The 20,847-nt window shown below is 47.7% G+C and carries 18 protein-coding genes, 1 pseudogene and 1 riboswitch; of the genes and pseudogenes, 6 read left to right on the forward strand and 13 right to left on the reverse strand.

Annotation, left to right across the window (positions count from 1 at the left end):
• The first annotated feature begins 48 nt into the window (after positions 1-48).
• The 6 genes from BM283_RS03140 to BM283_RS03165 all read left to right on the forward strand — a co-directional run bounded on the left by BM283_RS03140 (position 49) and on the right by BM283_RS03165 (position 8,660).
• Positions 49-606 (forward strand): MotA/TolQ/ExbB proton channel family protein, encoded by a 558-nt coding sequence (locus BM283_RS03140; RefSeq protein WP_254776123.1) that lies wholly within the window; start codon positions 49-51, stop codon positions 604-606.
• A gap of 3 nt (positions 607-609) precedes the next feature.
• A complete protein-coding gene (locus BM283_RS03145) occupies positions 610-1,020 on the forward strand; it encodes an ExbD/TolR family protein (protein ID WP_254776124.1) in 411 nt (136 codons plus the stop codon).
• An 8-nt stretch (positions 1,021-1,028) separates the two neighbouring features.
• Positions 1,029-1,667, forward strand: a complete 639-nt coding sequence (locus BM283_RS03150) for an energy transducer TonB (protein WP_090689345.1) — start codon at positions 1,029-1,031, stop codon at positions 1,665-1,667.
• An 88-nt stretch (positions 1,668-1,755) separates the two neighbouring features.
• On the forward strand, positions 1,756-2,853 hold the full coding sequence (locus BM283_RS03155) for a tetratricopeptide repeat protein (RefSeq protein ID WP_254776126.1): 1,098 nt from the start codon (positions 1,756-1,758) through the stop codon (positions 2,851-2,853).
• Between the two features lie 315 nt (positions 2,854-3,168).
• Positions 3,169-6,372: a TonB-dependent receptor domain-containing protein gene (locus BM283_RS03160; protein ID WP_090689416.1), complete on the forward strand. Its 3,204-nt coding sequence runs from the start codon at positions 3,169-3,171 to the stop codon at positions 6,370-6,372.
• 686 nt (positions 6,373-7,058) lie between these two features.
• Positions 7,059-8,660: a hypothetical protein gene (locus BM283_RS03165; RefSeq protein ID WP_090689354.1), complete on the forward strand. Its 1,602-nt coding sequence runs from the start codon at positions 7,059-7,061 to the stop codon at positions 8,658-8,660.
• A 187-nt stretch (positions 8,661-8,847) separates the two neighbouring features.
• Here the strand turns inward: BM283_RS03165 and BM283_RS03170 are convergent, their stop codons facing one another.
• The 13 genes and pseudogenes from BM283_RS03170 to BM283_RS17915 form a co-directional block, all read right to left on the reverse strand.
• Positions 8,848-9,600 (reverse strand): adenosylcobinamide-GDP ribazoletransferase, encoded by a 753-nt coding sequence (locus tag BM283_RS03170; RefSeq protein ID WP_217646421.1) that lies wholly within the window; start codon positions 9,598-9,600, stop codon positions 8,848-8,850.
• Positions 9,597-10,193, reverse strand: a complete 597-nt coding sequence (locus BM283_RS03175) for a histidine phosphatase family protein (RefSeq protein WP_090689359.1) — start codon at positions 10,191-10,193, stop codon at positions 9,597-9,599. The genes BM283_RS03170 and BM283_RS03175 overlap by 4 nt, the downstream gene beginning before the upstream one ends.
• A 24-nt stretch (positions 10,194-10,217) precedes the next feature.
• Positions 10,218-11,282, reverse strand: coding sequence for a nicotinate-nucleotide--dimethylbenzimidazole phosphoribosyltransferase (cobT, locus tag BM283_RS03180; RefSeq protein ID WP_254776128.1), 1,065 nt, complete (start codon positions 11,280-11,282; stop codon positions 10,218-10,220).
• On the reverse strand, positions 11,279-11,806 hold the full coding sequence (gene cobU, locus BM283_RS03185) for a bifunctional adenosylcobinamide kinase/adenosylcobinamide-phosphate guanylyltransferase (protein ID WP_090689364.1): 528 nt from the start codon (positions 11,804-11,806) through the stop codon (positions 11,279-11,281). The genes cobT and cobU overlap by 4 nt, the downstream gene beginning before the upstream one ends.
• On the reverse strand, positions 11,803-13,287 hold the full coding sequence (locus tag BM283_RS03190) for a cobyric acid synthase (RefSeq protein ID WP_090689367.1): 1,485 nt from the start codon (positions 13,285-13,287) through the stop codon (positions 11,803-11,805). Before BM283_RS03190 ends, cobU begins: the two co-directional genes overlap by 4 nt.
• A 10-nt stretch (positions 13,288-13,297) precedes the next feature.
• Positions 13,298-14,308: a threonine-phosphate decarboxylase CobD gene (gene cobD / locus BM283_RS03195; protein WP_254776129.1), complete on the reverse strand. Its 1,011-nt coding sequence runs from the start codon at positions 14,306-14,308 to the stop codon at positions 13,298-13,300.
• Positions 14,286-15,197, reverse strand: coding sequence for an adenosylcobinamide-phosphate synthase CbiB (cbiB, locus tag BM283_RS03200; protein ID WP_090689370.1), 912 nt, complete (start codon positions 15,195-15,197; stop codon positions 14,286-14,288). Before cbiB ends, cobD begins: the two co-directional genes overlap by 23 nt.
• The gene (gene bluB, locus BM283_RS03205; protein WP_090689373.1) at positions 15,194-15,847 is read right to left on the reverse strand and encodes a 5,6-dimethylbenzimidazole synthase; all 654 of its coding nucleotides are present in this window, start codon (positions 15,845-15,847) and stop codon (positions 15,194-15,196) included. The genes cbiB and bluB overlap by 4 nt, the downstream gene beginning before the upstream one ends.
• Positions 15,844-17,133: a cobyrinic acid a,c-diamide synthase CobB gene (locus BM283_RS03210; protein WP_090689375.1), complete on the reverse strand. Its 1,290-nt coding sequence runs from the start codon at positions 17,131-17,133 to the stop codon at positions 15,844-15,846. Before BM283_RS03210 ends, bluB begins: the two co-directional genes overlap by 4 nt.
• The gene (gene cobO, locus BM283_RS03215; RefSeq protein WP_090689378.1) at positions 17,130-17,759 is read right to left on the reverse strand and encodes a cob(I)yrinic acid a,c-diamide adenosyltransferase; all 630 of its coding nucleotides are present in this window, start codon (positions 17,757-17,759) and stop codon (positions 17,130-17,132) included. The genes BM283_RS03210 and cobO overlap by 4 nt, the downstream gene beginning before the upstream one ends.
• Positions 17,760-17,811: 52 nt before the next feature.
• The gene (locus tag BM283_RS03220; RefSeq protein WP_090689381.1) at positions 17,812-18,393 is read right to left on the reverse strand and encodes a hypothetical protein; all 582 of its coding nucleotides are present in this window, start codon (positions 18,391-18,393) and stop codon (positions 17,812-17,814) included.
• 14 nt (positions 18,394-18,407) lie between these two features.
• Positions 18,408-20,258 (reverse strand): TonB-dependent vitamin B12 receptor, encoded by a 1,851-nt coding sequence (btuB, locus tag BM283_RS03225; protein WP_090689384.1) that lies wholly within the window; start codon positions 20,256-20,258, stop codon positions 18,408-18,410.
• A 131-nt stretch (positions 20,259-20,389) separates the two neighbouring features.
• A riboswitch (cobalamin riboswitch) is annotated at positions 20,390-20,612 on the reverse strand.
• 144 nt (positions 20,613-20,756) lie between these two features.
• Positions 20,757-20,847: pseudogene (locus BM283_RS17915) on the reverse strand (IS5/IS1182 family transposase); the annotation flags it as partial.

A 20,847-nucleotide genomic window follows, 5' to 3' on the forward strand; every position in this document is an offset into this window, starting at 1 on the left:
GAATTAATTATATGGATCAAGGAGTTATTTATTATAGGGGGTGTTGTCATGCCTCCACTAGTACTTTGCATCCTGTTACTTTGGTATGGCGTAGGATATCGGTTCTGGGTTATGAAAGACCGCAAGTTGATGGGTGTACGCGATATGTTGCGCTATTACCATGAGCATGATGATAAGCCCGCCAGAAGTATTGTGGCCAGAGCGATCAAACAAGGCCTCCGTTTAAAAAAACAGCAGGGAAAGGTCAAAAACCTACGACGTCATCTGGACGCTGCCTTTTATGACTATGAAAGAGAAATTACCAAGTTTTCTTCGCTCACTCGCGTTGCTGTTCTGATTGCGCCTTTACTGGGTCTATTGGGTACCGTGACAGGAATGATTGAAACGTTCCAGTCACTATCAACTATGACGGTGCACTCTCAGTCTGGTGGTATTGCAGGCGGCATCGCCGAAGCTTTATTTACTACCCAGATGGGACTGACTGTCGCGGTTCCAGGTGTATTAGCAAACAGTATTCTGAATAGGAGACAACAGCAGATTGAACAGGATCTTTCTCAGGTCAAAGACTTGCTGTGTCATCAAACATCCACTACAAACGAGAAATAGATCATGATGAGAAGAAATAATGAACCTGCTGAAGCCGAAGCTACGATCGATATGACACCAATGATCGATATGGTTTTCATATTACTGATTTTCTTCATGGTAACGGCATCTTTTGTCAAAGACATGAAACTAGAGCTGGAGCGGCCTAAAGCGAGTAGCGCCGTTACTGCCTCGAGTAAGGCCATTCGCCTGTTTGTTGACCGCAACGGCGATACTTACTTGGATGGCGAACCGATACGTTTGTGGTTGATACAAAGTAAGTTACGTGATTTGTTGAATAATGCTTCCAGCAAAATCGTTTTGGTGGTGACAGATGAAGGTGTTCCTGCAGGAAAACTGGTTGAGGTGGTAGACCAAGCTCGCTTGGCAGGGGCAGAAAGCGTTGGGGTTGCCACTAAAAAAGAAGCGGGGTAAAGAGATCAATGGACACGATGAATCTGAAACAACATATGGCAGGAGCTGTATCTATGGTACTTGGATTGATACTGGTTTTCGGTCTGATATGGTGGATGAACCGTTATATGGGACCGGTTGAGAAGGCACCTGCACAGGAGGTCACTGATATCGCCGTGGAACGAGAAATCAAGCCGGAACCTAAAAAAGAGGTTAAGAAAGTAGAACCAAAAAAAATGTCCCGACCTCAGCAAGCAGCCCCATCTTTCAAAGGATTTGGTGCAGGACTTTCCGGCATAGATATGGGATCGCTAGGTCTGGATAATGGGGCAATAAATGATCTGGATGATTCTTTAATTGGTAAAACAGCCAATACTGTGATGACCGCTGATCTGGTTGATGTTCCGCCTAAGCCGATAGCCAGAGGAGCATTTAAATACCCGCCTACAGCAAAAAAGAATGGTATTAAAGGCTATGTTGTCTTGTCAGTACTCGTAGAGACTGATGGCTCAGTCAATCAAGTACAAGTGCTGGAATCGAATCCGTCAGGGATTTTTGACGCTGCTGCACTGCAGGGCATTCGATCCTGGCAGTTTGAGCCGGCAAAGTACAAAGGTGAAGTTGTCAAAGTGTGGGCAAAGCAAAAAATTCGATTCGATTTATCCTGATTTAAAAGCTGTGATTACAATGAAATACCTAACGGCTAGACCAATTGGCCATCTGATAATTGTTATTATACTGGGATACTACTGCAGTATGAGTTGGGCTGCCGATAACAAATCACAACCGACAGATTTCCTCGATCTTGCAGCTGTCATGCTAAAAGACGGTCATAGTGATCGCGCTTTATTAGCCTTGCAGAGTGTGGATCTGAAGGATAAAAAAACTGATCTGGCGAGGTTTTATACGCTACAAGGCTTGGCTTATATGAATCTGAATGATTTTGCAGCAGCCAAAGACAGTTTGCAGCTGGCGATTAAAAATGGGCAGACAGATTCAGTCATTTTTGTCTATCTGGCGCAAGTTCATTATGCGCTCAAAGCGTATCGAGATACGATTCAGTCCATTGACAAGGCAGGCGAACATGGCAGCAAAGCAGCCTTAATCACTCTAAAGGCACAAGCTTATTGGCATCTGAAAGAAACAGCTAACGCTATCAATGCACTGGATGAGGGCCAGAGGCTCTATCCAAAGGATTTCAGTTTTCTTAGACGTAAGGTTTTTTATTTTGTTGAGCTTGGTTTATATCATGAAGCGACCCAATTGGGCAGGCAATACCTCAAGCAATCAGAGGCGGCTGCGGAGGACTATGTCGCCATTGGTAATGCATTGCGGTTAAGCAAGCAATATCAGGAAGCACTAGACATCCTGGAAATCGCGCGTCTACGATTCCCTGAGAATGAAGTAGTCGCAAAACTGCTGGCACACACTTATCTAGATCAGGGAAAACTCAATTCGGCTGCATTCATCCTTGAGCAAGCCGCTTTATTGAATCCAGGCCTACAAGCTGAAGCAGGAGAGATTTATCGGCGTGCAGGTCGTTTTCATAAGGCATTGACGCTGAATGAAAGCATCAGTGATCAGAAAGTAAAACTTAAACAACGGCTCTCCATTCTGCTTGCATTAAAGCAATTCGAACGTGCTGCCAATATGGAATCAAGCTTGTATCGGTCCGGAGTATTGGATGATCAAGAAGTACGCTATGCGCTTGCGTATGCCTTATTCTCAAGTAAGCGCTTTCCAGAAGCTAATAAGCATTTGGACCATTTAAAAGATGCCGAGCTTTTCAGAAAAGGCACTGAGCTTCGTCGATTGATGGAAATCTGCAAGACCGAACCATGGCAATGCGTTTAATTCTTGCAATGACAGAAATCAGAGCATGTCATGGCTACCTCATTACATGTTCTGCTGACTGTGGAGCTTGCGTTCATTACGATTGCAATGCGTATTTGATGGCATTCCCCCTTATGCCGCCTTGATACCTTCCAAGTAGTAGCATTATCCCTTTTTCATTAATAAATTATCTTCTGGTGCAATTTCATTGCCGGTGAAGAGAGGGCTTTTTACACCTAATGTTTACCCCGATTAATCATGCTTGTTGGATGCTGTGTTAAGCAGACAGATTTTCATCGCAAATATTTTTCCAGAAATAAAAATTACAAAAATAAGATGAAAAAATCTTTTCTTTATCCGGTCATTTTGTGCACTGCAATTTTTTTTAACTCTCTTGCATGGGGAGAGACTGAAAAGGCAGAGTTTTCGATTCACCTCTTTCAGGATGGCCTGCCTATTGCTGATGCAGAACTCACGATCAGCAGCATGACATACGAAAGAACGGATGCACAACTCATTGAAGCTACGCCCTCCCTGCTTACCTGGCGTGTTGAAGACCAGCCTTTCCTTAAAACAAATGCCAATGGCAGCATCGCAGCAAAATTACCATCCGGTAAGTATCATTTCAAACTCAAAACAAGCGATCAGACATTTGCCTTTGATTTGCCTTTACATACCGCTGAGAATGTGCAAATTCTGGTGACTTTTTATTCCGATGGCAAAGAGCCGTTACTCAACATTGAAAGCTCCGTTGCCGGTACCATTGCAGGCTCTGAAGCGCCAGGCGAGAAGCCGCCAGTTGCAGGGGATGGCATTATGAGCGTAAAAGTTCTTTCTGTGGAAACGAAAAAACCGATCAAGGATGTGCAGATTTTTGTGAGCGGCCTGAAGCAGCAGCTCAGAACAAATGAACAGGGTCAGCTGGAAGCGAGCATCCCGGTCGGTAGCTATAGCGTTTCGTTGCTCCACCCAGCTTATAGCAGCCAAACGCAAGATGAAATAAAAATCACCAAGAATCAGACAACCGAATTATCCTTCAATTTGACTCCGGCCGGTGTTGAGTTGGCGGAATATGTCGTCTTGGAGCCATTTCTAGCGGGAACATTGACCTCGGTCATTGAAGAACAGAAAACTTCAACACAGGTAACGACCGTCCTCGGTGCCGAGCAATTCAGCCGCAGTGGGGACTCTGATGTGGCCAGCGCATTAAGAAGAGCTTCTGGTCTAACATTAGTAGGGGGTCAGTTTATCTTTATTCGTGGTCTGGGTGAGCGCTTTTCCTCAACCTTAGTCAATGGGGCGGCGATTCCGAGCCCGGATGCAACGCGCCGTGTTGTGCCACTCGACCTTTTCCCTACCAACTTTCTCGAAAGTGTTCAGGTACAAAAATCTTATTCCGCTGATCGGCCTGGTGAGTTTGCCGGCGGTACATTGGAAATGCGTACCCGTGGCATACCGGATGAGTTTTTCTTTAATTTCAGCGCCCAAACCGGCTTTAATGACCGGACCACTTTTGACAAGGGCCTTTCTTATAAAGGAGGTGACACTGATTTTCTGAGTTTTGATGACGGCGCACGTAGTTTACCTAACTCGATTGCTGAGGCTACCAAAGATGGCAGCACTCTCCAGCCACAAACCACTTTTAATCCTAATGGATTTACCTCTCAGCAAATTGAAACCTTTGGAGAGGATCTATCTGATGTTTGGGATGTATCAGAAAAAAAGAAAGGGCCGGATAGAGAATTACAACTCGCCATGGGTGATGTATTTAATATGGGTAATTTTAGAGCGGGCTATATCGCAGCAGGGGGATGGAGTCAACAGTTCAGGAATCTGCATGAAATCAATCGGGAATTCACGCCAAGAACTGATGCCAGTGATGGCAGTTTACGGCTGGCTCGGGATTTTGACGTAAGGCGAACGTTGGAAGAAGTGCAGTTAAATGGATATCTTGCTGCAGATATAGAATACAAGGACAAACATCGAATTTTCTCCAGAACGATGTTTTTGCGTCAATCAGTTGATGAAGCAAGAATAGACCAGGGCTTTACTGATGCGGAAACGACCGATGTGCGCAGAACGAAGCTTAAATTCTTTTCTAATCAACTGTTGATGCAACAGGTGGGCGGGGAGCATCATTTGGATTGGTTGAAAGATCTTTCCCTTAACTGGTTATATACCAATGCAACCGCCAAAAGAGAGGAGCCGAACACGCGGGATTACCGCTATGATGAACTTCCGGATGGCAGTTTTGCTTTTTCCCGCAGAGCGGACAGTAATCAGACCATGTTCTCTGATTTGACAGATAAGGACCAAAGCTGGCGTGTTGATGGAAAATTACCCCTTGAATTTTCCCCAAACTATAAGGCAAATCTGAATAGCGGTTTTATTCATCAGGATAAATCCAGGGATTCAAGTATTCAGCGTTTTACTTTTTTCCCTGTGGGGCCGGATGGAAGAAATCCGGCAGTTCTGGGGCAATCTTCACTGGAATCCATTCTGCAACCCCGCTTTATCGGCCCAAATGGTTTCCAATTAAGAGATACGACGCGCCCAACAGACAGCTACAACGCCACTCAGAAACTCTTTTCATATTATGGCAAGCTGGATCTGACTATGTATGAAAGATTCAATGTAACGGGTGGCGTACGCTGGGAAGATAATAACCAGTTTGTTGAAACATTTCAGAATGTTGCCAATACCAATCAATCTGTGACCAGCAGATTAAAACGGGTGGATGCGCTACCTTCAGTAACAACCACCTGGTTTATCACCGACAAGCAGCAATTACGGGCGGGTTTCAGCCAGACAATTTCAAGACCGGATTTCAGAGAATTATCACCCGCGCCCTTTACCGATCTCAACACTAACACTGAAACAATCGGCAACCCTAATTTAAAGCAGACAGATGTGACTAATTATGATGTACGTTGGGAATATTATTTATCACCCAGTGAAAATTTGATGGCCAGTTTTTTCTGGAAGGATTTAACCAAACCCATTGAACTCGTTTCTTTGCCTGGCACGGCAGGTCTACAAACTTTCCAGAATGCTGACAAAGCCACGGTTTTCGGGTTTGAGCTTGAATTATTAAAACAATTGGGTTTTCTGCACCCTTTGCTTAATAATTTTTATGCAGGCGCAAATTATACCTGGTCCGATTCCACGGTTAAATTGAATGCAGAGAACCTGCAAGCACAAACGACCAATAACCGCCAGTTGCAAGGTCACTCCAAGCATATCTTTAATTTCCAGATCGGATATGAAAATCCCGGCTGGAAAACACAGGCAACCTTGCTATATAACATCGCTAGCGAACGTATTGTCGCTGCTGGATTACTGGGTGCGCCGGATAAATATGAACAGCCTTTTCATCAACTGGATTTTGTTTTCAATCAGGCAGTCAACAAATGGCTTTCCATGCGTATGACTGCGCAAAACCTGCTGGATGACGATGTACTGGTCTTGCAGGGCAACGAGATCTCACGCCAATTCCGGCGGGGGCGTCAGTTTAATGTAGGGGTGCGTATTAATTTTTAATCCAAAACAAAATCCAGCTATTGATCCTTTTCAGCACAAGCTTAGAAGTTACAAAATAATATATCATTTTCTCTGATGCTCAGGCTATGCCAGCTGGGTGTCATGTTTATTTAACCTGACAACTGTAACTGGATGGGGTGGGTCGGGTGAATGAGAAAATTATTGAAATACCACGATTTATTGTAGATTGGATTCTCCAATCAAGCAGTCAACTACGGTTGTTAGATTGAAGGGTTATATTCAAATGCTTGCTATCAGTATTCCTGACAGTTGACTATTTGTATGACACCTTCCCCTTCCTCATTATGGTTGATTTCCATGTTAATTGGATTGCAGAAATCACCATTATATGAATTTCCTTATTAGTTCAATTACTTGTAAAAAATTTTACTTTTTACTCTTTACTGAAAAGCTAACGCTCTAAATTATGCAGGTAAGACACAATGCATTAATTTATTTTGCATGAAACACCCTTTATGTCATAGCAAAGTAACAATCTTGTCATATTAACTTGCTAAATTTGTTAAAGCAAAATGTTTAATCCTTCGGATTCACTTCCCCGTCCCCTCGGGCGTTAGAAACGGAAAGGCGGCTGCCCCGAAGGGAAAAAACGGCGTAATCCCCTGCTGCTTGCGGCGAGGATGGTCGTTTTTAGGTCGCCACAATTTTATTTTTGGAGATAATAAATGGTAAGGTTTGAGAATAAGCGGGCAGGATTGGCAATAGCCGCAGCATCTCTGTTAGGTATGGTTGCAGCAAATAGTCATGCGGCAACAGCTAGCTTTGATCCTGCGACGGGTGTGGTTGACTTTCCTGTAGTGGAAGTTTTAGATGGCGCAACATCCTCTTTTTACAGCGCGAAACTGCAAGTTACTGGTAGTGATCTACAACTGATAGCTGCTGACGTTATACCCCCTGCAAAGGGACAACAGCGTGTTGTATTTGATTCAGCAACAGCAGCTGTACATGTACCATCTGTCGTCGTAGGTGCGGAAGAGTTTTATGTTAAGCTTCAGTTAGTACCTGGATCTGATCCTTTGCGTTTTACCGTTGCGCAATTGGTCAGCAATAATTTTCAAGGCTGTCCTTCTTTTTCCACACCTGGACCTAACCAGGGATCCTGTGTTTTAAGTGGTGAAATCAAGCAAGATATCACCTTGACTAAAAATACTCAGTGGATTTTATCAGGCGGCGTTTTTATCGGTGGCAATAATACTGACAGCGCTACATTAACCATTAATCCAGGCACAAAAATTTTTGGTCAACAGGGAGCTGATTTCTTGTGGATCAGACGCGGTTCAAAGATTATGGCTGAAGGAACACCGGATAATCCTATTGTCATGAGCGGCCCGTTACAGCAGAGTGGTGGCGAATGGGGCGGTTTGGTACTTGCCGGTAATGCGCCGGTAAACGGTTGTAATGAAGGAGTCGCTGTGTGCGAAATCCCTTTTGAAGCTATCACATCCGAATCTTTTGGCGGCAATAATACTGAAGATAACAGTGGCGTAATCAAATATACACAAATTCTTTTCGCCGGCTTTGCCGTGCGCCCTAATGAAGAATTGAATGGATTAACGCTCAATGGTGTAGGTTCAGGCACAGTGATTGATTTTGTTCAGGTTCATAAAGGCCTGGATGACGGGGTTGAAATGTTTGGTGGTACAGCACAGATGAAGCATTTGGTACTGACTGAAAATGAAGATGACAGTCTGGACTGGGGGAGCGGATGGAGAGGTCGCGCCCAATTCGTACTGATAAAACAATCTGCTAATGATGGCGACCGTGGTGTCGAAGCAGATAACAATGAAGTCAATAATGATAGCTTGCCTCGCGCAAAACCGATTCTTTCGAATATGACCATGCTGGGCGCCCCTGTTGCCACCGAAGGTTTTCTATTACGCCGTGGTACGGGTGCGAATATTTGGAATACTGTTGTGACGGGCTTTCCAGTATGTATAACCATCGATGGCGGAGCCACTTTTCAAAATGCAGGAACTCCAGGCAATCTAAGTGGTGAATTAACGATGGTTAATTCTTTTGTAAATTGCGCTACTAACTTTAAAGATGGTGTAGATGCGACGTTCTCTGTCACAGACTGGTTTAATTCCCAAGCTGGAAACAAAACTGAAGATGCACTCCTGAATGGCTATTTACCCGCGACAGGATCACCGCTGACTTTGGGTGGCGCACCGGTCAATGATCCATTCTTTGATACTGTCGATTATGTAGGTGCATTCAAAGATGCCAATGATGATTGGACACAGGAATGGACTTTTAAATTTAACTAGGCTGTTCAGAAGGCTTCATTACTCAAACGTGAAGTAGAAAAGCATCCAATAAATTTAAGTGTTCTGGTTTTATGGCATAAAAATCAATCGCTGGGTTTGCCGACATCGGCACCAGCGATTGATTTTTTTACCTCCTCCCTTCCCTTTCTCAATTGCTGTTTACCCGTTTTAAACGTGGTTGATGAAATCAAGCATTATTAATCGGTACCAGCAAAACAGCTGTCAACAACACGCTGGTTTCAGTTATCTCAATCAATGCACCGGCAGTATCACCTGTTGTGCCACGGATGCGTTGCATCATCATAAGGCGCAATACTAAAAATATCAGAATAGTCATGAGGATTAGCCAGAAATAATCCAGCCCTGTCATCAGTAGCAATAAGAGAGGTGTAACAGTAATCACAAAAATACTGAGTTTGCGTGGCTGATAAGTTGCCAGCGCTGTACCCAGCCCATGGCTACGTACGTACGGTGTAGTTAAAAACAAAAGTGGAATCAGCGTTCTGGGAAGAATGGTCGCATATAATAGGACAATCCAATTATGCGCCATAAATAAACTATGCAGTGTAACAAATTTAAGCTGCAGCACTAACAGGATGGCCATCACTCCCGCTGGACCGCAGTTGGGGTCTTTCATGATGACCAGGGTTTTTTCTGTATCTCCCATGCCGCCCACCCAGGCATCGGCACTGTCAGCTATGCCATCCAGATGCAATCCACCGGTGAGCACAACCCAGCCGCTAAGCAGCAAAGCAGCCACTACCAATGGTGGCGCATCACGCAATAGCCAGCCCAATGCACTCAGCAGTGCACCAATCATCAGACCAACTAGTGGATAAAACAACAAGGAATAACCCACAGTTTTCTCACTGAGTGATGAGGAGAGAAGTACCGGCAAGCGGGTAAGAAATTGTACTGCGACCAGAAAAGGTTTGATCATGCTGGCTTATGGCTCTTGAGCGTGACCTGGCAGACATTTTCATGCCATTTCACCTCAACCGTTTGCATGGCCGCGTAAGGTACGTCAAAATTCAACAGTTGTTGCAGGGGTTGCTGGTGAAGGTGACACAGCAGAATGCGCATGACCCCGCTATGAGTAACCAGCAGGATGTTCTGACCGGCAAACTCGGTGTGAATGTCCTGCCATGCTCCTAGCACACGTGCATTAAAATTCAGTAAATGCTCTGCCTGTGGAGGTGGATGATCTAATGGATTACGCCAGAAGCGGATAAGTGCTTCAGCGTCAGCCTGCATCAACTCAACAGGAGTGTATCCCTCCCATTGACCGAAATGAATTTCCTGCAGACGTGCGTCCTGTGTGAATGGAATAGTGTAGCGTTCTGACAGCGCCTGAGCAAAATGCGCACAGCGCTTCAGGGGAGAGGTAATGATATGCTGCCAATGCCTCGGAGTTTGCTCAACACGCATCCACATCTGCTGCCAACCTGCTTCGGTCAAAGCATGATCAGTACTGCCACAAAACCGTCCACCATGGCCAGTGTCACCATGCCTGAGCAGATCAATAAACGTCATAGAAGTCATGCGATTGCTTTATTATTATGTTTTGGTTGAAACGTGAGCGGAAGAAAACGTCGCCATTTCATTGTGCAAACGACAGGCCATGCGCAGCAGATTGACCGCTACGGCCGCACCACTACCTTCTCCCAAACGCATAGTCAAATCAAGCAAAGGGGTAGCTTGGAGTGCTTTGAGCACATGAACATGGCCGGATTCGGCGGACTGATGTGCATAAATAAACCAATTTCTACTCCCCAGGCAAATCTGTTCGGCAGTAAGCGCTGCTACAGTGCTGATAAACCCATCGATCAGCAGTGGCAGACCAAGTTGAGCACCACGGATATAGGCACCCGTTAGGGCAGCAATCTCGAATCCTCCGACACGGCGTAATGCTTCCAAAGGTGAATGCGTATGGCAACGATGCAAGGTTAATGCCCGTTCTATTATATTAATTTTATGAGCAATTCCTTTGCTGTCCAGCCCGCTACCTGCTCCGGCCAGTTGGGCAGGGGATGCGTTCAGCAACAGGCAGGCAAGCGCAGTCGCACTGGTAGTATTGCCGATGCCCATCTCCCCTGCTATCAATAACTGCCGATTGTTAGCCTGTGCTTGTTCCGCGCTGGCACAGCCTGCATTAAGGGCGGCAGCCAGCTGATCCTCACTCATCGCAGCTGTGTGTACAAAATTGGCGGTACCGGCTCCGAGGTGATAGTGCTTCACATTGCTCAGCGCATCAGTTGAATGCACGGTACCAAGATTGATGATTTCCAGCTGCGCACCAAGAGTGCGTGCCAGCACATTAATCGCCGCGCCACCGGCAGCAAAATTTTTGATCATCTCAGTGGTGACGGACTGCGGAAAAGCAGAAATATTCTCAGTAGCAACGCCATGATCTGCCGCAAATATCGAGATCTGCACCTGGTCGACGCAGGGATGCAAGGTATGTTGCAACGCAGCGAGCTGGACCGCGATCTCTTCCAGACGGCCAAGCGCACCCGGTGGTTTAGTCAGCTGCATCTGATGCTGTAGCGCTGCCTGACGAATTTGTTCATTCGGCATCGCTGGCGCTATCTTGAGCCAATCGAGTGGAATATTTTTTTTCACGAGCTTCCCTTAAGATAATGCGGCAGACCGGCCACTGTCAGAATCACCTGTTCGCATTGCCGGGCAATCAGTTGATGCAGTTTACCTGCTTCATCGCAGTAGCGGCGGCTTAATTCACCCATGGGGATCACTCCCATGTTGGTTTCATTACTGACCAGAATAATACGTCCGGGTAGCGTTGGCAGAACAGAGAGAAAGGCTGCATGTTCACGCTCAAACACAGTGCGCTCCTCATGCAGCAGCAGATTGGTCAGCCACAGCGTTAGGCAATCGACCAACAGGCAGTGATTTTCTGCTGCCTGTTGACTGAGTACTGCCGCCAGTTGCAAGGGTTCTTCCATCACCTGCCAGTGAGCAGGACGATTGGCCCGATGCAATTCAATGCGTGCCTGCATTTCGGCATCTTGAATAGTAGCCGTCGCGATATAGATTACTGGCAAATGGCTCTGGATTGCCAGACGTTCTGCCAGCCTACTCTTACCAGAGCGTATCCCACCTAGAATGAATGTTTTGCTGTTAGTCATGCGCAGACGCCTTGCAAATCGAGTAATTGACATAGCCGCCTGGTATCAAGGTAGTATTCGATGCTATCCGCCAACCGGTTAAAGGCTGCCTCACAGACAGCATGATAATTGGATGGCTGAGAATTATCTTTCAGACCAGCCCAACCCAATAACGCAGCGCACGCTTCAGCAGATTCAAACAAACCATGCAGATAACTGCCCATAATCAGCCCATCGTCACTCATGGCGCCATCTGACCCTTGTGGCAAATAAACTGCCGGCGAATAGTTCTTGTGGAAGGTAGTTGCGCCACAATGAATTTCATAGCCGCTCACATTCGCACTCTGATACGCCAGGGTGCCTTGCACGTTGCGCAGTAATTTGTCAGATTGTAATGTGGTACTCATCTTAAAAAAAGCCATCCCCTGTGTACTACTGCCAGCCTCCCCTTCCAGACCGTCAGGATCATGAATCCCTTCACCCAGCATCTGAAAACCGCCGCAGATACCGATCAGCTTGCCGCCATAGCGCAGATGTTGCCGGATAACGTGTTCCCAGTCCTGTTGGCGCAGCCATTCCAGATCAGCACGCACGCTTTTGGAGCCAGGCAGAATGATCAAATCTGCTGGAGGAATCGTTTCGCCTGGACCGATAAATTGCAGCTTGACCTGCGGATGCAGGCGCAGGGGATCAAAATCGGTATGGTTACTGATACGTGGCAATGCCGGCACAATAACCCGTAAATGCTCATGCTCTGCCAGTGCAATCAAGCCAGCTGTTTGCGGCAACGCATCTTCAGCTTCCAGATGTAACCCTTGAAAATAAGGCAATACCCCCAATACCGGCTTACCGGTATATTGTTCCAACCAATCCAGCCCGGGCTGCAATAAGGCCATATCTCCGCGAAAGCGGTTAATGACAAAACCCTTGATGCGCGCCTGCTCGCTCTCACTCAGTAATGCGAGCGTGCCAACCAGATGTGCAAACACACCGCCACGGTCAATATCCGCAACGAGAATTACTGGGCAGTCGACCGCTTCGGCGAACCCCATATTGGCAATGTCATTGGCACGCAGATTGATTTCTGCCGGAGAACCGGCTCCTTCCACGATGATCCTCTCGTATTGCGCAGCTAAACGCGCATGGGATTCGAGCACGGCGTTCAGTGCAATCGATTTATAGTTGTGAAAACCGCAAGCATCCATATTGGCCACCACATGGCCGTGAATGATAATTTGCGCATTTTTATCCGTATTAGGTTTCAATAAGACCGGATTCATATCGGTATGCGGTGCCAAACCGGCGGCCCATGCCTGTACCGCCTGTGCACGGCCAATTTCCCCACCATTACTGCTGACTACACTGTTCAACGCCATATTCTGCGGCTTGAAAGGTGCCACGCGGATACCCTGGCGCGACAGCCAGCGGCACAAAGCGGTGACCAGCATGCTTTTGCCCGCATCTGAAGTAGTTCCCTGAATCATCAATGTTTGTGCGTTCATAGAGGTGCTGTTAAATTCGAGCCAGTGCTCTGTCCAGCCGTTGCCATCCAGCTTCAGTAGTAGGCAGACCGAAACGCAGACTGCCCGGCTCAGTAAAGAGTCGAGTCAGGATACCCTGACCAGCCAGTTCCTCAAAGATATCACTCGCTTTTGCTGAACATACCCATTGAAAAAAGGCACTACCCCCGTGTGGGGTGAGATGATACTGGCTTAGTAATGAATGTAAACGCTCACTATCCTGCAGCAGACGCTGGCGAGCTTTCTCCTGCCAGTTTTTATCCTGCAGCGCTTGTATGGCCATCCAGCGTGCCGGTCCGTTCACTGTCCAGGGGCCCAGCAGGTTATTCAGTGCTATTAATAATTGCGGGTGGGCACAGACAAAGCCTACGCGCGCACCCGCCAAGCCAAAGAATTTACCTAAAGAGCGCAATACAATCAGACCAGGCTTCGTCGTATGAGAGGCAATACTCAATTCCGGTGTGGCATCGATAAAGGCTTCATCCACGATTAACCAGCCGCCACGTTGCGCTAGTTGAGCATGCCAGTTGAGTAGCTGGCTGATTGGAAAGGTCGCACCTGTCGGATTGTTCGGGTGGATAATAATCAGGACATCCGTATTGGGTAAAATTGTATCTATCTGCTCAGGCGATACCGCCGAGACCGTATGATGGTTGCGTTTCCATGCGTGGGCATGTTCAGCATAGCCGGGGTTCAGCACGCTGACACGGGAAGGTGCGCGCAGTTGTGGCAATGACTGGATAGCCGCTTGTGAACCTGCCACTGGCAAGAGAAAACCTGCTCCATAATAGCGGCTGGCAGCAGCATTCAGTTCATCCTCCTCTTCTGGTAATCGCGTCCAGCTGGATGCAGGCGGTGTTCTAACAGGCCAGCCATTGGTATTGAGGCCGGTTGAAAGATCAAGCCAATTTTCCAATGGTATAGCAAAGTGCGTCGCTGCCGCGCGTAGTCGCCCGCCATGATGCAATGGGCCATGATGATTAAGTTGCTGCCAGGCGTCCAAGAAACCATTCTCCTGTGCAGATAACAAGCAGCCAGAGGATTAATGCGCGTTTGATCAATGCTAATGCGCGATCAATATCGCGGATCTCAGGCTCCTGTCCTGTTCCCAAAAGAGGGCGGGCTTCCAATTTGCCGTGATAGCAGGCAGGCCCACCGAGTGAAAGACTGAGACTACCTGCGCCTGCCGCCATGACTGGCCCTGCATTAGGACTTTTCCAGATGGTTCCCTGAGTACGCCAACATATCAGGGCATGACGTACTTTGCCAGTTAGCGCATAGCTGAGAGCAGTCAGCCGAGCCGGAATGAAATTCAAGTAATCATCCAGTCGCGCTGCTGCCCAACCAAAATGATAGTAGCGCTCATTGCGATAACCCCACATAGCATCCAATGTATTAATCAGGCGATAGGCGATAACACCAGGGGCACCGGCCAAGACAAACCAGAAAATGGCACCAAAAATGGCATCATTGCCATTCTCCAAAACGGACTCAATGGTTGCTTGCGTGACAGCAACATGATTCAACTCAGCTGTATCGCGGCTCACCAGCAAACCTACCTGTTGGCGTGCAGCTGCCAGATTATCTGCCAGCAAAGCATGCTCTACCCTACTGGCATGCGTACCCAGGCTATTCCAGCCAATCGCCAGGTACAACACGAGCGCATCGATAACAACATGCCAGGGAGTAAAATCAATCCATGCCGTAAGCAAGATCAAGGGGGCAACCAACAACAGCACAGCCATGCTGCCATGCATCCTGGCGTCTGAGTAAAAATAGCGTTCAGTCAATTCTGCTAACTTGCCAAACCCTACTAATGGATGGAACCGACGAGGCTCTCCCAGCCATGCGTCCAGTAGCAATGCAATCAGAACAACCAGAAAGGTGCTCATTTTTCAATGTTGCCCCAAGTGTTATGAAAAACTAATTCATCCAATGGGCGCTCATCTGCCCAACCTACCAGCTTTAACATCGGTGCAGGATAAAATGCTTCGACATGGCCCAGACACAAAATAGCGATTGGTTTGCTGTCTACTGGCATATGCAATAACTCAGCAAGCTGAATCGGATCAAATAATGAAACCCAGCCCATACCCAGACCTTCGGCACGGGCAGCCAGCCATAAATTCTGGATAGCGCATGCCACCGAAGCCAGATCCATTTCCGGCAAAGTACGGCGGCCGAAAATATGCTGCTCGCGTTGGTCACACAAGGCAGCCACCAGCAGTTCACCGCATTCACGAATGCCTTCCACTTTCAGGCGCATGAATTCATCACCTCGCTCACCCAATGCGGCTGCAGTGCGAACACGCTCTTCCTCTACCAGGGAAGCTAAAGCATTGCGCAGCTGAGTATCAGTAATGCGTACAAACCGCCATGGCTGCATCAAGCCTACACTGGGTGCCTGATGAGCGGCAGCGAGCACGCGTTTAAACACAAGCGGATCCACCGGATCAGGGAGAAAATGGCGCATGTCGCGGCGCTCGGCTATCACCCGATAGATGGCGTCTCGTTCTAATTTGCCGAAGGCATAGGGGCTCATGGTGAAAATAATGCAGCTGTGACAGTCGGGTTTGAAGGCATGTACCAATGCATAAAGGAAGCAGTTAAACGTCCTAAATGAAATAGCGCCTCAGATCGAAGCCCTTTTCTTGCTGGTTGTGTCAATGCTGAGGGCTGAATGGCTGTTTCCAAATGTGAATGGTGAAAGGTTTGTCCGCGTAACTCTCCTTGGGGAAATCTGGCTGAATGAAGGCCTAGATTAACCAGATTGCGCTGCATCGTCGCTTTGCCTGAAAACAAGTTTAACAAATCGACTGTTTTGCCATGATGATCTGTCAGGGTTGAAAGCAGATAGAGCATGCCGCCACATTCTGCAACAATCGGTTTACCTGCCGCATAATGACCATGAATGGCTTGGTGCATACTTTGATTGGCCGCAAGCTTTTCCATGTATAGCTCAGGATAACCACCGGGCAGATAAAGGCTATCTGCTTCAGGCAGTGAAGTATCGTCCAGCGGTGAAAAAAATTTCAGTTGCGCACCCAGTGCGTTTAACAGATCCAGATTAGCCTGATAAACAAAACTAAACGCGGCATCGGTAGCGACTGCAATCCGTATTCCTTTGAGCGCTGGCGTGATCGTCGGTAAATCCTCCGGTACCATAAAGGTTATGGCAGGGGGCAGTTCGTGTAAACTGGTCAAAGCTATATATTCAGCTACCTGCTCCAGATAGCGATCCAAATAATTAATCTGGTTTGCCTGGACTAATCCCAAGTGACGGCTGGGTAATTCACCACTGACATGGCGCGGGAGTGAGCCAAGCCATGACAAATGTTTTGGCAAGCTCTCTTTGAGCATTTCTTCATGAACTGAGCTTGCAACTTGATTCGCCAATACACCGATCATTTTGCAGTCAGGACGGAAGGTTGCCAGTCCATGGGCTACCGCACCAAAAGTTTGCGCCATTGCAGTCGCGTCGATAACTGTCAACACGGGAATGCCAAATGTTACCGCAAGATCGGCACTGGATGGTTCACCATCAAAGAGCCCCATGACGCCCTCGATTAAAATCAAATCTGCAGTAGCGGCAGCCTGATATAAAAGCTGCTGGCAATGTGATTGACCACCCATCCACAAATCCAGCTGATAAACTGGATGGCCGGATGCTTGCTCCAGAATCATCGGATCAAGAAAATCCGGGCCAACCTTGAATACACGTACCTCGCGCCCTTGATTCCGATGAAATCGGGCAAGTGCGGCAGTAAGGGTTGTTTTACCTTGCCCTGATGCGGGTGCCGTGACAAGTAGTGCGGGGCACTGTTTCACAAATCAATCCCTTTTTGCGCCTGGATACCAGCCCGATAAGCATGCTTGATATCACGCATTTCTGTGACCGTATCCGCTGCTTCACAAAGCGCATCGGGTGCGGCACGTCCAGTAATGACCACATGTTGCATGGATGGGCGATTGTTTAAGTCATTCAGCACCATGCTCAAATTCAGCCAGCCAAATTTGATTGGGTAGGTCAATTCGTCGAGCACGATCAAATCCAACGCCGGATCACGCAACATTTCCTGTACAATCGCCCAGCCGCGTTGGGCCGTCTCGCTATCTCGTGCCAGATCTTGCGTGTCCCAGGTAAAGCCCTCTCCCAGCACATGCCAGATCACATTTTCCTGGCGTCGGAAAAAGGCTTCTTCGCCGGTATCAGTACGGCTTTTAATGAATTGCGCGACCCCTACCCGCATGCCATGCCCCAGCGCGCGGGCAATCATACCAAATGCCGAGCTGGATTTGCCTTTGCCATTGCCGGTGAGGATCAGCAGTAAACCTTTCTCCTTATCCGCACGAGCAATAGTAGCATCGATGACTTCTTTCTTGCGCTGCATGCGCTCACGGTAGCGTTTTTCCCGTTCTGACTCTGCTTTTTCACCCTCCGGTTGAGGGGGCATGCAATGGCACGCAGTTTCGTTTTCACGATCCTCTCCAGAATCTGACATAGTGTTAGCCTGCCGAGGTGTTAGAGGAATTGAATTGCTGGCGTAGCGCTACCCATGCAGCATGCATGACTATCGCAATCCCTGCATAAATCAGGAAGGATTCAATATACATCGGGAAATACTTGATGGATCGCTCTGCAAATTCAGCCCATGTCGTAGACTCGAAACGGCCGGAGAAGAAATAAAAACCGCCACTGGAAAATAATTCGCATAACGTTAAGCCGGTCAGCATGCTGAGAGAAAGTGGCATCAACGTGCGTAAGGCATATTGATGGCGATGGGCATACCACCGACCCGCGAGCCATAAGGAAGTATAAGCTGGCAATAAAAACACATAAGCCGGCGTCAAACAGAAACCGCTGACACCCCCCCAGGTATAAGCTGCAAAATCAAGCCAGCCGCCAAGCGCCAGAAAACCCAGTAATGGCCAGGCTGAACGTAAATAGACTCCAGCCAGAAAGAAAATGAGCCAGGAAGCATCCGGCAGATTATGCAATGAGGCAAAATGATGGCCGCGGGTAATGATCATCAGTGATACCAGTGCTAGACCGATACCCATTTGATTGCGAGTGGATAAGGTAAACATTTTTTGACTCCTTGTTAAGGTTGATAACGTAAAGTAGCGAAGAAATTACGCCCCGGCTGATTGAAGAATGCTGCTGTTTCATAGTGTTCATTAAACAGATTTTCAATTCGACCCAGTAGACGCCAGTGTTTGCTCATTATATATTCAGCGCGCAAATCAAATTTCACATAGCTGTCAAGTTTGCGTGTATTAGCTATATCATCGAAGCGTTCGCCTTCAGCCAGAAACATGGCCCCTACCCTGTATCGACCAAACTGGCGATCGATATCCAGGCGAAATGTCTGTTCTGCCCGTCTGGGTAATATATTACCCTTATTGAGCCCGGATGAGCGATTTTCAGGATCCAGGAAAGTCAGATTGCCATTCAGTTGCCAGCCCATAATTTGGGTGCCGAGGACGGCTTCCAGTCCTTGGATACGCGCCTGATCGATATTAGCTGGCGCTAAGATGCTGGCATCAAACGCAATCAACTCATCAATGCGGGTTTGATATACATTTAATGACCAATTACCCCAGTCAGGGCTGCCACGTACACCAAATTCAAAGCTGCGCGACTCCTCGGGGCGCAGATTGGCGTTGCCAAAGCCCGGAAAAAAGAGCTCGTTAAAGGTAGGCGCTTTAAAAGCACTGCCAAAACTGGCAATCAGACGGACCTTGTCAGTGATGGCATAACCCCAGCCAGCCCCCCCAGTGACCCGGCTGCCAAATTGCTGATTGTCATCATGCCGCAGCGATAACTGCACATTATGCGCTGCAAGAGAGGCCAGATACTGGGCAAAAACGCCCCAATTGCCACGTGAGTTTACGGTAAACGCTTCGGTGCTGTTGACCTGATCATGCTGATAATCCGTGCCCACTGTCAGTTGATGATTCTGATGCAGCATAAAATTATTTTGCCAGGTAATGGTGTCACGTGTGGTATCAAACCGCGTCATAAAAACCTTGCCCAGGTAATTATCCGCATCATCCCGGCTACGACCTGCAATGATATTCACCCGCCAGAAATCGAAGGGCGAGAAACGCGCAGAGCCACCGAAAACCTGTTGTGCTATGACAGCTTTGTTGACAAAACTGCCATCAAATTCAGTTTTGCCTGCTGAATGCATAAAATTACCCTCGATTTCCAATCCGTTCTGGAAACGATACCCTGCGCGGGCAGAACCGGCCACATTGCGATACCCATCCCGATCCGGATCAGGTTGATCGGTAAAACATCCCGCAGTAGCCGAGCCGGTACAGGCATTAAAACCGCTGGTGCCAATACCACTTACCGTCATATTGAACCAGCCCTGCTTGCCACCGCCTGAAAGACCGATCGAACCATTGAACGTCGTGTAGCTACCCCCACCAAAACTAAAGCTTGGCTTAATGCCCTCACCCACACCCTTGCGCGTAAAAATCTGAATGACGCCACCGATTGCTTCGGAGCCATACAAACTGGAACGCGGACCGCGCACAATTTCAATGCGCTCAATCTGTTCAACAGGGATATTTTCAAAGGCCGTCGTTCCCGATGTGGCTGATCCTGCCTTGATGCCGTCAATCAATACCAGAACATGATCAGATTCAGTCCCACGCATCTGCAGAAAAGTGCCTTTACCCGGACCACCATTATTGTTGACATTGATGCCCAGTACCCCACGGAACAAATCCTCAAGTGATCTGGCTTGTTGGCGCTCGATATCTTTGCGTGAGATTACAGTGACTGAAGCAAGCGATTCTTCTGTCGTCTGGGCAGTACGCGTTGCAGTTACGATAATGGGCTTTCCTGGATGATCTATATTTTCAGCCAATACAGTGGTAGCTGCAGTCGTAGCTGTGCCTAGCCATAACACAGCCATTGCCGATGATCGGCATTTTTGCATGAGTTCATTCCTCCGCGCACACCCGCGCGTTGTCAGGTTAACAGGTCCGTCTTGCAGAGGAATTGAGTAATAGACAAGCCGATCGGCTTTGAACCAAGCCAATCAAAATGCCGATTATTGCCCTCCGCAATAACGTAATTTTTACTTCAGGCCGGTCTCCGGACTCATGAGCGGAATTCATTCCTGATCTACGCCTTCCCATGTCATCACACAGTGGCATGATATAGATCGCTAACCCATTTACCGTTGCGGGGGCAGTGCTGGCATAGTCTGAATCGAATCAGAGCGCACCAGCTTCCCGTTTAACCTTCAAGATAACAAATTCAAGAAGGCACCTGAGGCAAGTGGCGCGCAGCGTACAGAATTAGGGAATGGGTGTCAAGTTTTAAGGGGTGACAAGAATGAAGCAGCTCAATATCCATTCCCCCTCATCTGTGGCTGCTGTTTATGCTTATTGTGAAAAAAATTTGACGCTTTTATTTAGGGTCTGTTGACATTTCACATAGGTAGCCACAGATATCCACACGCTATGGCTACCATACTTTCATAATTTCGCTTCAGCTTGTCGTATCGTGTCGCTATTGCCCGG

The organism is Nitrosomonas sp. Nm34 (genome assembly GCF_900113925.1).
Lineage (GTDB): Bacteria > Pseudomonadota > Gammaproteobacteria > Burkholderiales > Nitrosomonadaceae > Nitrosomonas.